At 62.7% G+C, this 14,211-nt stretch carries 12 protein-coding genes and 1 pseudogene; 5 read left to right on the top strand and 8 right to left on the bottom strand.

Going from position 1 to position 14,211, the window contains the following annotated elements; all coding sequences use genetic code 11:
- The 3 genes and pseudogenes from narY to narI all read left to right on the top strand — a co-directional run.
- Positions 1-846 (top strand): annotated as a pseudogene (gene narY / locus Q4P21_RS12795) (nitrate reductase subunit beta); the annotation flags it as partial.
- A complete protein-coding gene (gene narJ / locus Q4P21_RS12790; protein WP_303389143.1) occupies positions 843-1,502 on the top strand; it encodes a nitrate reductase molybdenum cofactor assembly chaperone in 660 nt (219 codons plus the stop codon). The pseudogene narY and the gene narJ, both read left to right, overlap by 4 nt.
- Positions 1,499-2,239 (top strand): respiratory nitrate reductase subunit gamma, encoded by a 741-nt coding sequence (narI, locus tag Q4P21_RS12785; protein WP_303389142.1) that lies wholly within the window; start codon positions 1,499-1,501, stop codon positions 2,237-2,239. The genes narJ and narI overlap by 4 nt, the downstream gene beginning before the upstream one ends.
- Positions 2,240-2,265: 26 nt before the next feature.
- Here narI and Q4P21_RS12780 read toward each other — a convergent pair whose 3' ends face one another.
- The gene (locus Q4P21_RS12780) at positions 2,266-2,991 is read right to left on the bottom strand and encodes a GAF and ANTAR domain-containing protein (protein ID WP_303389141.1); all 726 of its coding nucleotides are present in this window, start codon (positions 2,989-2,991) and stop codon (positions 2,266-2,268) included.
- 307 nt (positions 2,992-3,298) lie between these two features.
- On the opposite strand from Q4P21_RS12780, the gene Q4P21_RS12775 reads away from it, so the two are divergent.
- The gene (locus Q4P21_RS12775) at positions 3,299-3,580 is read left to right on the top strand and encodes a hypothetical protein (protein ID WP_303389140.1); all 282 of its coding nucleotides are present in this window, start codon (positions 3,299-3,301) and stop codon (positions 3,578-3,580) included.
- Positions 3,581-3,629: 49 nt separating this feature from the next.
- Here the strand turns inward: Q4P21_RS12775 and purU are convergent, their stop codons facing one another.
- The 7 genes from purU to glyA are packed head-to-tail and all read right to left on the bottom strand — an operon-like array spanning position 3,630 to position 12,484.
- Positions 3,630-4,586 (bottom strand): formyltetrahydrofolate deformylase, encoded by a 957-nt coding sequence (gene purU / locus Q4P21_RS12770; protein ID WP_303389139.1) that lies wholly within the window; start codon positions 4,584-4,586, stop codon positions 3,630-3,632.
- A 3-nt stretch (positions 4,587-4,589) separates the two neighbouring features.
- Positions 4,590-5,963: an L-serine ammonia-lyase gene (locus Q4P21_RS12765; RefSeq protein ID WP_303389138.1), complete on the bottom strand. Its 1,374-nt coding sequence runs from the start codon at positions 5,961-5,963 to the stop codon at positions 4,590-4,592.
- Positions 5,954-6,592, bottom strand: a complete 639-nt coding sequence (locus Q4P21_RS12760) for a sarcosine oxidase subunit gamma (protein WP_303389137.1) — start codon at positions 6,590-6,592, stop codon at positions 5,954-5,956. The genes Q4P21_RS12765 and Q4P21_RS12760 overlap by 10 nt, the downstream gene beginning before the upstream one ends.
- The gene (locus Q4P21_RS12755) at positions 6,585-9,539 is read right to left on the bottom strand and encodes a 2Fe-2S iron-sulfur cluster-binding protein (protein WP_303389136.1); all 2,955 of its coding nucleotides are present in this window, start codon (positions 9,537-9,539) and stop codon (positions 6,585-6,587) included. Before Q4P21_RS12755 ends, Q4P21_RS12760 begins: the two co-directional genes overlap by 8 nt.
- A 2-nt stretch (positions 9,540-9,541) precedes the next feature.
- Positions 9,542-9,907 (bottom strand): sarcosine oxidase subunit delta, encoded by a 366-nt coding sequence (locus tag Q4P21_RS12750; protein ID WP_303389135.1) that lies wholly within the window; start codon positions 9,905-9,907, stop codon positions 9,542-9,544.
- A 34-nt stretch (positions 9,908-9,941) separates the two neighbouring features.
- A complete protein-coding gene (locus tag Q4P21_RS12745; RefSeq protein ID WP_207344612.1) occupies positions 9,942-11,162 on the bottom strand; it encodes a sarcosine oxidase subunit beta family protein in 1,221 nt (406 codons plus the stop codon).
- Positions 11,159-12,484, bottom strand: a complete 1,326-nt coding sequence (gene glyA / locus Q4P21_RS12740) for a serine hydroxymethyltransferase (RefSeq protein ID WP_303389134.1) — start codon at positions 12,482-12,484, stop codon at positions 11,159-11,161. Before glyA ends, Q4P21_RS12745 begins: the two co-directional genes overlap by 4 nt.
- A 230-nt stretch (positions 12,485-12,714) precedes the next feature.
- Between glyA and Q4P21_RS12735 the strand changes: the two genes are divergently transcribed.
- Positions 12,715-14,091, top strand: coding sequence for an MFS transporter (locus Q4P21_RS12735; RefSeq protein ID WP_303389133.1), 1,377 nt, complete (start codon positions 12,715-12,717; stop codon positions 14,089-14,091).
- Positions 14,092-14,211: the final 120 nt, after the last annotated feature.

The following is a 14,211-nucleotide window of genomic DNA, read 5'->3' as shown; positions in this document are numbered from 1 at the left end:
CTGCGCTATCTGGGGCTTATGTTCTACGACGCCGATCGCGTGCTCGCAGCCGCCTCAACGCCTGATGAACACGATCTCTATGAGGCACAGCGCCAAGTGTTCCTCGACCCGAAGGATCCCGAGGTGCTTGCAGCTGCCCGCGCGGCGGAGATCCCCGAAGATTGGATCGAGGCTGCGCAGCGCTCCCCGATCTGGGCATTGATCAACACGTACAAGGTTGCTCTGCCCCTGCACCCGGAATACCGCACGATGCCGATGGTCTGGTACATCCCGCCGCTCTCGCCAGTGGTGGACGTTGTCACGGAAACCGGTGAAGACGGTGAATCGCATACAAATCTGTTCAATGCGATCGCCTCACTGCGCATCCCCATCGACTACCTTGCCGAGCTCTTCACAGCTGGCGATGCCCGGCCGGTGGACCTGATCTTGCGCAAACTGGCTGCCATGCGCTCGTACATGCGTGATATCAACTTGGGTTGGGATACCAACGAAGCCATTGCGCAAGCGGTGGGCATGACGGGCCAGGAGATCAAGGACATGTACCGGCTGCTGGCCATCGCCAAGTACGACGAACGCTACGTGATCCCCTCCGCGCACTACGAGGATGCCCACAAGCTGGAGAATGTCGCCACCGAATGTTCCCTTAACGTCGACGGCGGTCCCGGCATGGGGGGCATGGGCGGTATGGACGCCTCTTTTGGTGCCGACCCGGCCGTGGGTTCGCCCAGCACACCGTCCCGTCCCGAGGGTGTGCGCATCAACCTGCTGGACTGGGACGGCACCGGCACACCCAAGGGCATGTTCCCCTCTTCCTCCGAACAGGCCGAGAAGGGAGGATCGGCATGACTGGGCGGATTCCCACCTTGAAATACCACGCCGACCAGCTCACCCGCGTGTGGCAATCAGCGTCGCTACTGCTCGATTACCCCACTGAGCAACAGATAAACCAGCTCGACCTTTTCGACCAAATTGCCGCCAGCCTGCCCACAGATCTAGGCGGCCCCCTGGCAGCCACGCTGTTCCATCTGCGCACTGCATCCCTGTCCACACTGCAGAGTGAGTATGTGGAAACCTTCGACAACCGCCGCCGTGGGTGCATGTTTCTCACCTACTTCTCCAACGGAGAAACTCGTAAACGCGGACTGGCACTGCTACGGATCAAACAGGTCTACACGAAAGCGGGCCTGAACATGAGAGAGGACGAACTGCCGGACCACTTGTGTGTTGTGCTCGAATTCGCCGCCATTACAGACCAACGGGCTGGACTAAAAATCCTGTTGGACAACCGCGCTGGACTTGAACTTTTGCGGCTGCACCTCACCGAGATCAATTCCCCTTGGGCCGGTGCGCTGCAGGCAGTATGCAAGACACTTCCGGCGCTGAAGGGCAAGGAAAACGAAGCCATCCAACGGCTTGCCGCGGAGGGTCCGCCCGACGAAGAGGTTGGCCTGGAACCCTACGGGGCAGCCCCCATGACATCAACGCCCGGAGGTATGACATGAGTGTCTGGAATACATTCATCTGGCTGATCTACCCCTACATTTGCCTCACCATCTTCGTTCTCGGCCACATCGGGCGCTACCGGTACGACAAGTTCGGTTGGACGTCCCGATCAAGCCAAATGTACGAAAGCCGGATCCTCCGGTGGGCGAATCCCATGTTCCACTTCGGCATCCTGGCAGTGTTCATGGGCCATGTGATGGGCCTGGGCATACCGCAGAGCTGGACGGACGCCGTCGGAATCTCTGAAACGACGTACCACATCATGGCGGTCTCGGTTGGTGCGATCGCCGGCTTCTGCACCATCGCCGGCCTGATTGGCCTGCTCTACCGCCGCCGCTTCACAAAAGCAGTGCTCGGCGCAACCACAAAGATGGACAAGGTCATGTACGCCATGCTCGGCCTGGTGGTGGTGCTGGGACTTATTAACACCGTCTCCGGAGTTGCCACGACGTACAACTACCGCGAGGGCGTCTCGGTCTGGTTCCGCAGCATCTTCTACTTCAATCCGCAGCCTGAATTGATGGTGGTGGCGCCGCTCAGTTTCCAACTGCACGGAATCTTCGCGATTCTGCTCTTCGCGCTGTGGCCGTTCACCCGGCTGGTGCACGTGTTCACGGCACCCGTTGGATACATTTTCAGGCCCTACGTGCTCTACCGCAGCCGGGACGATCATGAAGGATCACGCGCACGCCGCCGCGGCTGGGACAAGGTCGACACGATTCCGCGCCGGAGGTAGCAGGGCGCCAAACGTCGTCAGTGGGGTCAGCGTTGGCGAAGGGTGCGGATGTCAAGGCCGCCATTGACGACTTCCTGGGCGACGGCACTGATTTTACGGTTGTGCGCTCGGGCGTAGAAACGAATCGTTGCAAAGGCTTCCCACAAAGGTATTCCCGTAATTCCTGCCAGCAGCCCCTTGGCCTGCTCGATCACAGTCCGACTTTCCAGTGCAAGCTGGAGTTGCCGGTTGCGCGTGGATTGTTCACGAAGTGAGCGTTCCTGGAGGAGTCCTATGGTGGCCACATCCGCCAAGGCCTGCGCGAGGTCCACATCAGCTTGGGTCAGGTAGGAGTCGGGCTCGACACCGTACAGGCTCATGATGCCAATCACCTCGTCCCGTAGCCGCAGCGGAAGGGAATGGGCAACAGTAAATCCAGCTGCCCTGGCCGTTTCACAAAACCTTGGCCATCGCTCAGCGTTGGCAGCAAGATCAACATTCACGATCGGCTCGCCTGAGGTGAAGCTCTCCAGACAGGGACCTTGCAAGTGCTGGAGCTCAAACATTTCCATCCGTTCGGCACGGTCACTGGAAGTGGCCATGACCCGGAGCCTGCCGTTTGGGTCGGCCAGCAGCAGCCCCGCCGCGTCGATGTCCAAGAGCTCAACAGCTCGGGCTGTGAGGTTGAACAGAAAATCGGGTATATCAAAATCGTTGACCAAGGTGTCTGCCAATTGCACAAACACGCGGCCCAGTTGTTCATGAACTGCCATGGCGTCAATCTCTCCGAAGCGGCCAGCATGCTTCCCTCCAATCATGAACTCCGAGATGAGCCACGGTCAACCATCGGCATCGTGAACCACTCTCTGCAGTTGCGGGCTAGCGTGAGCCTCACCGTCTGTTGCCAGCTTTTTTGCGTTGCGACGAGACAACCAGCAGCGGCGCCCACCCGGAGCTGCTGGACGGACTGTTCAACCGGGGAAATCAGGCTGACGGGCAGTAGCAGCAGGCCCTTGCTGGATCCATTGCAGCATTCGCCTGAAGTTCCTCCACGCGGGCACCTCTGCCCAGACTTTCGCATTGCGTGAGCAAGTGACGGCGGATTTGGCGTCACTGCCTCATGCCGCCATGACCATATGGTATGAGAAAGGCGCAGAAAACTCCGCTCCCGACGCCGATGTGCGCAGCGGCTTCATGGACGTCCGCTCCGTGGATCTCCCCGTGGGTGCGACATATTACTTGTGCGGACCGGTGGTCTTCATGCAAGCCGTGCGGGAAGACCTACTCGCACTCGGCGTCCACCCACGAGACATCCAATACGAGGCCTTCGGTCCCGACCTCTGGCAAGCCGACGTTCAATAGCCCGCACAGAAGATGGCGGCCACTGCTGGCCGCCACCTTCTGCGAGTTCCTAGCGCAGCACGATCGTCCTGTTGCCTTGGACAATCACCCTTCCTTCGCAGTGCCAGCGCACGGCGTTGCTCAACGCCTTGCATTCGGTGTCCCGGCCGGCCGCAACGAGGTCGTCGGGGCCAAAGGTATGGTCCACCTCCACCACCTGTTGGGAGATGATGGGACCCTCGTCCAGTTCACTGTTGACGTAGTGCGCGGTTGCACCCACCGTCTTGACACCGCGCGCATACGCCTGGTGGTACGGCTTCGCACCTTTGAAACTGGGCAGGAACGAGTGGTGGATATTGATGGCCTTCCCCTCCAGCTGCTGGGTCAGGCCATCACTGAGAACCTGCATGTAACGGGCCAGCACCACAAGTTCCACATCGAACTCATCCACCAGCTCAAGCAGCCGTGCCTCTGCCGCCGGCTTTGTGGCAGCCGTGATGGGCACGTGGAAAAACGGAATCCCGTGCCACTCCGCCAACCTCTGGTGGTCAAGGTGGTTGGAGACGACGGCGACGACGTCCAGCGGCAGTTCCCCGGTCCTGGTCCTGAACAACAGGTCGTTGAGGCAATGCTCAAATTTGGAGACCATGATCAGCACGCGCCGCTTTGCCCCGTGGGGGCGCAGCTGCCACCGCATGCCGTGTCGCCGGGCCAACGGCTCGAACTGCTTCCGCAGCTCCTCCACACTCTCCGCTCCTGCCGGGGCTTCAAAGTGGATACGCATGAAGAAGTGCCCTTTGGGTTCACCTTGGTGTCCGTTGGCACCGAAGGCCCCCTGCTCGATGTGCCTGCGGTCGCTGAACTGCAGGTTGTCGATGATGTCTGCACCGCGTTCCAGCAGGAAGCCGGAGACGGCGTTCACAAGGCCGGCACTGTCAGGACAATCCAACGTCAAGACATGTTGACTTGTTGCAGCCCGGACGCCGATGTCCTCGCCTTGGCGAAGTTCAGTGTTGGTGGCATCCATGGCTCAGCACTCAATCACGTTCACGGCGAGGCCCCCACGGGAGGTTTCCTTGTACTTCGTCATCATGTCGGCACCTGTCTGACGCATCGTTTCGATCGCTTTGTCCAATGATACTTTTTGACTGCCGTCACCGTGCGTGGCCAGCCGCGCGGCGTTGATCGCCTTGACGCTGGCGATCGCGTTGCGTTCGATGCAGGGGATCTGCACCAGCCCGCCCACGGGATCGCACGTCAGCCCCAGGTTGTGTTCGATCCCAATTTCCGCCGCGTTTTCGGCTTGGATCGGTGTTCCGCCCAGCGCCTCGCACAGCGCCCCGGCTGCCATGGAGCAGGCCGAGCCCACTTCGCCCTGACACCCCACCTCTGCACCGGAGATGGAGGCGTTGAGCTTGAACAGGATGCCAATGGCAGCCGCCGTCAGCAGGAACCGCACCACGCCATCCTCATTGGCTCCGGGCACAAACTTCATGTAGTAGTGCAGCACGGCCGGAATGATGCCAGCCGCCCCGTTGGTGGGCGCCGTGACAATCCGCCCGCCCGCCGCGTTTTCCTCATTGACGGCGAGCGCGAACAGGTTGACCCATTCCATGGCACGCAGCGGGTCATCCACGTTGGTGGGCTTTTCCAGCGTGCGCAGCAGTCCGGGCGCCCGGCGGGTCACTTTCAACCCGCCAGGCAGGATGCCGTCCGCCGCACAGCCGTTGTCCACGCATTCCTGCATGACCGCCCAAATCTTTAGCAGCTTTGCACGCAGCTCCGCCTCGGTGTGCCAGACCATCTCGTTGGCCATCATGACCTCCGAGATGGACATGCCTTCCCGTGCGCAGATCGCCAGTAGTTCATCCGCCGTACCGAACGGGTGGGGCAGGACGGTCTTGTCCGTGACCACCCTGTCCGCACCCACGGCTTCCTCGTCCACCACGAAACCGCCGCCCACTGAGTAGTACGTGCGTTCACGCACCACGGCGCCGCTGTGGTTGGTGGCTTGGAACGTCATGCCGTTGGGGTGGGCCGGCAGCGACTTGCGCCGGTGCAGGACCACGTCTTCGGCAAAGTTGAAGTCAACGCGGTGCGTACCGCCCAGCATCAGCCGGGCGTCCAAGGCGGCCTCGGCCACTTGGTCGTCCGCTGTGGCGGTGTCCACGGATTCCGGGTCCTGTCCCTGCAGCCCAAGCACCACGGCCTTGTCGGAGCCGTGGCCACGCCCGGTGGCCCCCAGGGAGCCAAAGAGCTGGGTCTGGACACGCACGACGTCGGCAAGCTCGCCGTCGTGCGCCAAGCCGTCGGCAAAGCGTTTGGCCGCCCGCATTGGGCCCACCGTGTGTGAGGAGGAGGGCCCAATGCCGACAGTGAACAGGTCAAGGACACTCAGGGCCATGATGTGCCCTCGGCGGCGAATTCCACCATGCCGTCCAGGAGCCAGCGGCCCAGGTAGTCCGCGAAGGACGACCGCGGGAACAGCTGGAAGGTCTCATCGGCGCTCTTGAACAGGACGGTGGGGATCTTGTTGATCTCCGTGGTGATGGCCGTACCGGCAGCGATGGTCCGCGGGTGCAGGTCCGCCGCGCAGCTCTTCTCCAGCACCGCCCGGGCGCTGGGCCCGGACAACTCGAACGTGGTGCGGTTACTGGAGAGGTCGATGACCTGCCCGGCCCCGTAGCCCAAGGCTTCCAGCAGGGAGGTGACGAGGGCACTGGGGCCGGGTTCGCCGTCGTCCGGGGCAACCACCAGGAACTCATCCGGGGCCAGCCACAGCACCGCTGCACCTGACTCACCCGTGGTGACGTCCCCACTGTTCAAGGGCAGTCCGCCCGTGAGCTCCCCGATCCGGGTGCCGGCCTCCGAGGTCGGGTCGACGCGGATGCCGACCATCCGCTGGAAGGGAATCTCGCGCAGGGTGACCCCGCGCTCCCCCGCTACCGAGCCGACGGTGAAGTCCGTCCACAAGTGGTGTGCGGGGCTCCGGCGCAATGCCAAAACTTCTGTGTTCTGTGCTGTGTTACCCATCTCGGCGCGTCCCTTCTGCATCAAAAAGTACTGTTTCTCCAACAACCACATCGACCAGCTCCGAACCGACGGAGGCCAGCAGGGACTCCCCAATCCGGTTGCGGCCGTTCTTGATCATAGCCAAGCCAAATGAACGGCCCAAGGCTGCACTGTGGTAGCTGGAGGTGACGAATCCCTGCATGGGCACCGGACCGTAGGCCGGGTTGACCACAATCCCCTTTTCCACCAGCTGGGTGCCTTCCGGCAACCGGATGCTGCCGTCCACCGGCAGTACGGTGACCATGTGCTTGCGGTCTTCACGGGCGGCATCGGCACGCAGGTAGGAGCGCTTGCCGATGAAGTCCTTGACCTTGGAAACCACCCAGTCCATTCCCGCATCCTGCGGGGTGACCGTGCCGTCGGTGTCCTGCCCGACGATCGGGTAGCCCTTTTCGGCGCGGAGCACGTGCATGGTCTCGGTGCCGTACGGGGTGATGTTGAATTCCTCCCCGGCGGCCGTCACAGCCTCCCACGTGGCCAGCCCGTACCAGGCCGGCACGTTGATCTCGTAGGCGAGTTCCCCTGAGAAGGAGATCCGGCAAACCCTGGCGGGGACGCCGGAGGCCAATACGGTCTCGCGGAACGTCATGAACTTGAACTCTTCGTTGGAGAGGTCCAGCTCCGGGGCCACCTTGGCCAGCACGGCGCGGGATTTGGGCCCGACGACGGCGATGGTGCTCCACTGCTCCGTCACCGAGGTGAACACGACGTCCAGCTCGGGCCATTCGGTCTGCTGCCATTCCTCCAGCCAGTCCAGCACCTTGGCGGCGCCTCCTGTGGTGGTGGTCATGAAGTAGCGGTCATCGTCCAGGCGCAAGGTCACGCCGTCGTCGAAGATCATGCCGTCCGGGGTGCACATGACACCGTAGCGGGCGGAGCCGGGGGCGAGCTTCTTGAACGCGTTGGTGTAGATGCGGTTCAGGAACTCTCCGGCATCCTTGCCGCGGATCTCGATCTTGCCGAGGGTGCTGGCGTCCATGTAACCCACGGATTCGCGGGTGGCGGCGCATTCGCGCAGCACTGCCGCGTCCATGTCCTCACCCGGCAGCGGGTAGTACCACGGCCGCTTCCACTGGCCGACGTCCTCGAACAGTGCCCCGCGGTCCTCGTGCCACGTGTGCACCGAGGTGCGCCGGGCGGCGTCGAACAAGTTCCCGCGCTGGCGTCCGGCCAAGGCCACGAACGGCACCGGTGTGAAGGGCGCCCTGTACGTGGTGGTGCCGATCGCACCGATGTCGGAGTCCACCACGGTGCCCTGCTGACGGAATGCTGCGGCGATGACGCCAATGGCGTTCACGCCGGAGGTCTTGCCCTGGTCGTTGGCGGTGCTGATGGAGGTGTAGCGCTTGATGTGCTCCACGCTGCGCAGCCCGGCGCCGGTTGAACGCCAGACGTCTGCCACGGTCTGGTCGCGCTGGAAGTCAACGAAGTGGTGGCGCCAGTCCGACGCCGTCCCTTCCGTGCCGCCGACCAGCCAGAGTGCGCGGGTGGGGCCGGTGGGCTGTGCCGGGCGGGCCGGACGGGATGCTGCAGCGGTGGCGGCGGCAACGGCCACGGAGGTGGCGTAGCCGGCGTTCACGGCGGCCACAGCACCTGCAGCGGCGCCTTCGGCCACACAGTCAGCCAGTGCGTAGCTGCCGCGGCAGGCACCCACATTCTGCTGGTCATTGATCACACTGGCGGGCACAAACCCCGCCAGATCGGCGTCCCAGCGCACTTTGCCCTGGCGTTGGCTGTGCAGGTGCACCACGGGGCTCCAACCACCGGAAACGGCGAGCAGGTTGGCCTCGATTTCCTCGGCGTCACCCACTGGTGAGCCGTCCTCGTCAATGGCGGAGACGGTCACGGAGGAGAGCCGGCCGTCGGCGTCGGCTGCGGTGTTGACCACTGCGCTACCGGTGATGACGTGCACGTCTTCGCTGAGGGCTGCAGCTGCTGCAAGCTCGGAGAACTGCGGGCGGGCATCCACCACGGCTGCGACGTCGATTCCAGCTGCGAGCAGGTCTGCGGCGAGCTGGTAGGCGCTGTCGTTGGTGGTTCCAATGACTACGCGGGAGCCGGCTGCCACGCCGTAGCGGTTCAGGTAGCTGCGTGCCGCCGAGGCGAGCATGATGCCGGGGCGGTCATTGTTTTCGAACACGATGGGGCGTTCGTGGGCGCCGGTGGCCAGGACCAGCTGCTTGGCGCGGATGTGCCAGATGCGCTGGCGGGACACGCCGTCGGCCGGTGCCTCATCGATGTGGTCGGTGCGGTTTTGGGCGGCCAGGACGTAGTTGCTGTCGTAGGAGCCAAATGCCGAGGTGCGGTGGAGCACGGTGCACTCGGGCGCTGCGGCCAATTCGGCAGCGATGCCGGCAACCCACTCCAATGCGGGTTTGCCTTCGACGTTCTCGTCGCGGCCGGAGAGCAGATCCCCGCCGAGTTCGGGCTGGTCATCGATGAGGATGACACGGGCGCCCGTTCGGGCAGCGTCCCGGGCTGCGGCGAGCCCTGCGGGTCCGCCACCAACCACAAGCACGTCGGTGTGGACGTACTTTTTGTCGTAGATGGCCTCGTCCTCGGAGGGGTCCAGCTTGCCGAGCCCGGAGAGGAGTTCGACGTCGAGCCCTTCCACGAGGGAGACGGTGGTGGCGGGCAACATGGATTCGGCTGCGTGGCCCGGGAAGCGGCCGGCGACCTTGATGAGGGCGTTGGACTCTTCAACTCCTGCCGAGAGGATGCCGCGGGGGCGGTCCTCGTAGAGGGAGTTGCCGGCGGCCACCTGGCCGTTGGCGATCATGGCCGAAGCCACGGTGTCACCGGGGTGGCCGGTGTAGCGGACTCCGTCCACGGTGAAGTTCAATGTGGTGCTGCGGTCGATCCGCCCGCCGGTTGCGAGCCGGTTCTGCTGCTGGTTCTCAGTGGTCATCTCTACACTCCTTCCGATGCTGTGGTGGGGTTTGCCTGGGCCGGGGCCAGTGGTTGGGCTTGTTCGGGTGCCGTCGCCGACGCTACTCGTTCAAGGGTTTCGGGCTGAAGTTCCCCGATCCGGTAAACGGCCTTGACCTCATAGCTGACGGTGTCGCGGACCATGTTGAACCACTTGCGGCAGCCGGCGCTGTGCACCCACCGCTCGGCGAAGAGGCCCTTCGTGTTCTCGCGGTAGAACAGGTATTCTGCCCACTCCCTGTCGGAGAGCTCCCCCGGGCTTTCGGGGTAGGCCACGTGGGCCTGTCCGCCGTAGTGGAATTCGGTTTCGTTGCGCGGCCCGCAGTTGGGGCAGGTAAACAACAACATCTGTTGCTCCTTCTCGTGTTTGGTGGGGCCGGTTTTAGTGGGCGACGGCTGCGGCGCCGTGCTCATCGATGAGGTGCCCGGTTTCGAACCGGTCCATTCCAAAGGGCTTGTTCAGCGTGTGCGGTGAACCGGTGGCGATGGTGTGCGCAAACGTCAACCCGGCGGCGGGTGTTCCCTTGAAGCCGCCGGTCCCCCAACCACAGTTCACGAACATGTTCTCCACCGGCGTGGTGCCGACAATGGGTGAGGCGTCCATGGTGGTGTCCACGATGCCGCCCCAGGTGCGCAGCACGTGGGCCCTTGCGAAGATCGGGAAAAGCTCGACGGCGGCAGCCATCTGTTCCTCGATGACGTGGAAGGAGCCACGCTGGCCGTAGCCGTTGTAGGAGTCCACGCCGGCGCCCATGACCAGTTCGCCCTTGTGGGCCTGGGATACATAGACGTGCACGTGGTTCGACATGACCACCGTGGGGTGGACCGGTTCGTGAAGTTCCGAGACCAGTGCCTGCAGCGGGTGGGACTGGATGGGAATGCGGAATCCTGCCATCTCCGCCAGCACTGAGGTGTGGCCGGCCGCGCAAAGGCCCACCTTTTCGGTGTTGATGTTGCCGCGGGTCGTCTTGACGCCGGTGACCTTGTTGCCGTCCTTGATGAAGCCGGTGACTTCACAGTTCTGGATGATGTCCACGCCCATCTCGTCACACTTGCGAGCGAAGGCCCAGGCCACGTGGTCGTGCTTGGCGATGCCGGCACGCGGCTGGTAGGTGGCGCCCATGACTGGGTAGCGGATGTTGTCATTGATGTTCAGGATGGGGCACAGTTCCTTGACCTGCTTGGGGTCCAGCCATTCGGCGTCGACCCCGTTGAGCTGGTTGGCTCCCACGCGGCGCATGCTCTCACGCACGTCGCCGAGGGTGTGGGCCAGGTTCATGACACCGCGCTGGCTAAACAGGAAGTCGTAGTCGAGTTCCTCCGGCAGGATCTCCCACAGCTTCAGGGAGTGCTCGTAGATTGCCGCACTTTCATCCCACAAGTAGTTGGAGCGGATGATGGTGGTGTTGCGGGCCATGTTGCCACCGGCCAGCCAGCCCTTTTCCAGGATTGCGATGTTGCGCATCCCGTGGTTTTTGGCCAGGAAGTAGGCGGTGGCCAGACCGTGCCCGCCGCCGCCGACGATCACGGCGTCGTAGGACTTCTTGGGGTCCGGGTTGCGCCAGAGGAATTCCGGGTGTTCTGGCAGGTGGTCGGCGCTCACTGGCTGTCTCCGTTCGAGGTGGTTCCGGCGCCGTTTGAAGAACTGGTGCCGGTCAGGGATGGGTAGAGGGGGAACTTCTCGGCCAGCACGGTGACCCGGTCGCGGAGGAGCACTGCGGCTTCTTCGCTGAGCTCACCCTTGATGGCTTCGGCAATGATGTCGGCAACCTCGGTGAACTCGGCCGGGCCAAAGCCGCGCGTGGCCAGTGCCGGGGTGCCGATGCGAAGCCCGGAGGAGATCATCGGCGGGCGGGGGTCAAAGGGGACGGCGTTGCGGTTGACGGTGATGCCGATCCGGTGCAGTCTGTCTTCACCCTGCTGGCCGTCAAGTGCGGAGTTGCGCAGGTCCACCAGAACCAGGTGCACGTCGGTGCCGCCGCCCACCACGGAGATGCCATGCTCGGCAACATCCGGGGCAAGCAGTCGCTCGGCAAGGATCTTGGCGCCTTCAAGGGTACGCAGCTGGCGCTCCTTGAAACCTTCGGTGGCGGCGATCTTGAAGGACACTGCCTTCGCGGCGATCACATGCTCCAGCGGGCCGCCTTGCTGGCCGGGGAACACGGCGCTGTTCATCTTGCGTGCCAGTGATTCCTTGCACAGGATGACGCCGCCGCGCGGGCCGCCCAGGGTTTTGTGCGTGGTGGTGGTGACGACGTCGGCGTACGGCACCGGGTTGGGGTGCAGTCCGGCGGCAACCAGGCCCGCAAAGTGGGCCATGTCCACCATCAGGTAGGCACCCACCAAATCGGCGATGCGGCGGAACTCGGCAAAGTCCAGCTGACCGGTGTAGGCAGACCAGCCGGCCACAATCAGCTTCGGCTTGTGCTCAACGGCGAGTGCCTCCACCTCCGCCATGTCCACTTTCATGTCTGTTTCGCTCACATGGTACGGGACCACGTTGTACAGCTTGCCGGAGAAGTTGATGCGCATGCCGTGCGTGAGGTGGCCACCGTGGGCCAGATCAAGGCCCAGGATGGTGTCACCGGGGTTCAGCAGCGCAAACATGGCCGCGGCGTTGGCCTGGGCACCGGAGTGCGGCTGGACGTTGGCTGCCTCGGCACCAAACAGTGCCTTGACCCGGTCAATGGCGAGCTGCTCAATGACATCGACGTGTTCACAGCCGCCGTAGTAGCGCTTGCCGGGCAGGCCTTCTGCGTACTTGTTGGTCAATACGGAGCCCTGCGCCGTCATCACGGCCTGCGGGGCGAAATTCTCGGAGGCGATCATCTCCAGTGTTGATTGCTGGCGCTGGAGTTCGGCTGCGATGGCTTCGTCGACTTCGCTGTCGACTGTGGCCAGTGAGCCCTCAAGGATGGACGTCATCGTAATTCCTTCGTTTAGTCGCTTTCAGTGCAACTCAGTTGCATTGAATGAAACAATAGGGCCAAATGTGACGTAGGTCAATAGACCAGTCGGTAACTTATGGTCCTTTAGTCGTAATAAAAAATTCTTTGCTATTTCTACAGACAACCCGTTGACAGTGACCCAGCACACACATAGTCTGGTGCAACAGCGTTGCGTAAGACGCAACCCCAAACTTTTTGGTGGATTCAATGACAAACAGCAAATCTTCTGGTTCCGGAAGGACGGCAACGGTGCCGAACAAAAACGGAAACTTGACCTTGAGCGGCCAGCCTCGTCCTGATGACGGCACCGGCCCCAGCAAGCAAACCCTGCGAAAAGTTGTCGGCGCCAGTTTCATCGGCAACTTTGTCGAATGGTTTGACTACGCCGTCTACGGTTACCTCGCGGTTACGATTTCCCACGTGTTCTTCCCCGAAGCCGATGGGCAGACAGCCCTGCTGCTGACTTTCGGTCTCTTCGCAGTATCCTTCTTCGTCCGCCCGCTCGGCGGATTCATCTGGGGACACATCGGAGACCGGGTCGGTCGCAAGAACGCCCTGTCACTGTCCATCCTGATCATGTCCGCGGCAACCTTTGCCATTGCGCTCATCCCCGACTACAACATCATCGGCATCTGGGCACCCATCCTGCTGCTGATCATCCGCCTCGTGCAGGGCTTCTCCGCAGCCGGCGAGTACGCCGGCGCCTCGGCATTCCTGGTTGAGTACGCACCGCCGAACAAGCGCGGCCTGTACGCCGCCGTCGTGCCAGCCAGCACGGCCACCGGCCTGTTGCTCGGTTCCCTGATTGCACTGTTGCTCTCCGTATCCCTCTCCCCCGACCAGTTGAACTCCTGGGGCTGGCGCCTGCCGTTCCTGCTGGCAGCCCCCATGGGCCTGATCGGCCGCTACATTCGCGTCAAGCTGGAGGACACCCCGGCATTCCTGGCGCTGGAAAAAGAGGACGAGGCCATCAAGGCTCCTGTTCTGGCCATGTTCCGCGAACACTGGCGCACACTCTTGATCGCCGTTGGTTCCGTAGTCCTGAACGCTGTCGGCTTCTACGTGATCCTGAGCTACATGCCCACCTACCTCCATGACGTGGTGGGACTGGACGCCTCACTGTCCTTCCTGGCCACCACGGTTGCCCTCGCCACCTACATCGGCTTCATCTTCCTCACCGGCATGGCGTCGGATAAGTTCGGCCGGAAGCGGGTGCTGATCACCGCGTCGATCCTCTTCGTTCTGCTGACGGTCCCGGCCTTCCTGCTCCTGTCCACAGGAAACTTCCTCGTCATCATCATGGTCCAGATCCTCTTGGGTGCCATGCTGACCCTCAATGACGGCACGCTGCCCAGCTTCCTGGCTGAGCTGTTCCCCACCAAGGTCCGTTACAGCGGGTTCGCCGTGAGCTTCAACCTCTCGAACGCACTCTTTGGCGGCACGGCACTCTTCGTCTCGACACTGCTGATCAATGTCACCGGTTCGCACATCGCACCGGGCTGGTACTTGATGGGAGCCGCCGTCGTATCCCTGATAGCTGTTTCCCTCGCCAAGGAAACGTCCAAGGCCCCCCTGCTGACGTAACAGCAGCACCCAGAAATCCCAGACTTCCCTCGCAATTTACATACGCAATATCATCAAGGAGCAATCATGAGCATCAGCCTTCCCACCACCGCAACCAACGTCTCCGAGCTGGAGCGGTTG

Origin of the sequence: Arthrobacter sp. (assembly GCF_030540645.1) — a bacterium.
GTDB lineage: Bacteria > Actinomycetota > Actinomycetes > Actinomycetales > Micrococcaceae > Specibacter.
Note: the sequence above shows the minus strand (reverse complement) of the source record. Positions and strands in the feature narration are given on the sequence as shown.

Coding starts and splice junctions, on each gene's coding strand:
- narJ (WP_303389143.1), top strand. CDS start 843: ATGACTGGGCGGATTCCCACCTTGAAATACCACGCCGACCAGCTCACC.
- narI (WP_303389142.1), top strand. CDS start 1,499: ATGAGTGTCTGGAATACATTCATCTGGCTGATCTACCCCTACATTTGC.
- Q4P21_RS12780 (WP_303389141.1), bottom strand. CDS start 2,991: ATGGCAGTTCATGAACAACTGGGCCGCGTGTTTGTGCAATTGGCAGAC.
- purU (WP_303389139.1), bottom strand. CDS start 4,586: ATGGATGCCACCAACACTGAACTTCGCCAAGGCGAGGACATCGGCGTC.
- Q4P21_RS12765 (WP_303389138.1), bottom strand. CDS start 5,963: ATGGCCCTGAGTGTCCTTGACCTGTTCACTGTCGGCATTGGGCCCTCC.
- Q4P21_RS12760 (WP_303389137.1), bottom strand. CDS start 6,592: ATGGGTAACACAGCACAGAACACAGAAGTTTTGGCATTGCGCCGGAGC.
- Q4P21_RS12755 (WP_303389136.1), bottom strand. CDS start 9,539: ATGACCACTGAGAACCAGCAGCAGAACCGGCTCGCAACCGGCGGGCGG.
- Q4P21_RS12750 (WP_303389135.1), bottom strand. CDS start 9,907: ATGTTGTTGTTTACCTGCCCCAACTGCGGGCCGCGCAACGAAACCGAA.
- glyA (WP_303389134.1), bottom strand. CDS start 12,484: ATGACGTCCATCCTTGAGGGCTCACTGGCCACAGTCGACAGCGAAGTC.
- Q4P21_RS12735 (WP_303389133.1), top strand. CDS start 12,715: ATGACAAACAGCAAATCTTCTGGTTCCGGAAGGACGGCAACGGTGCCG.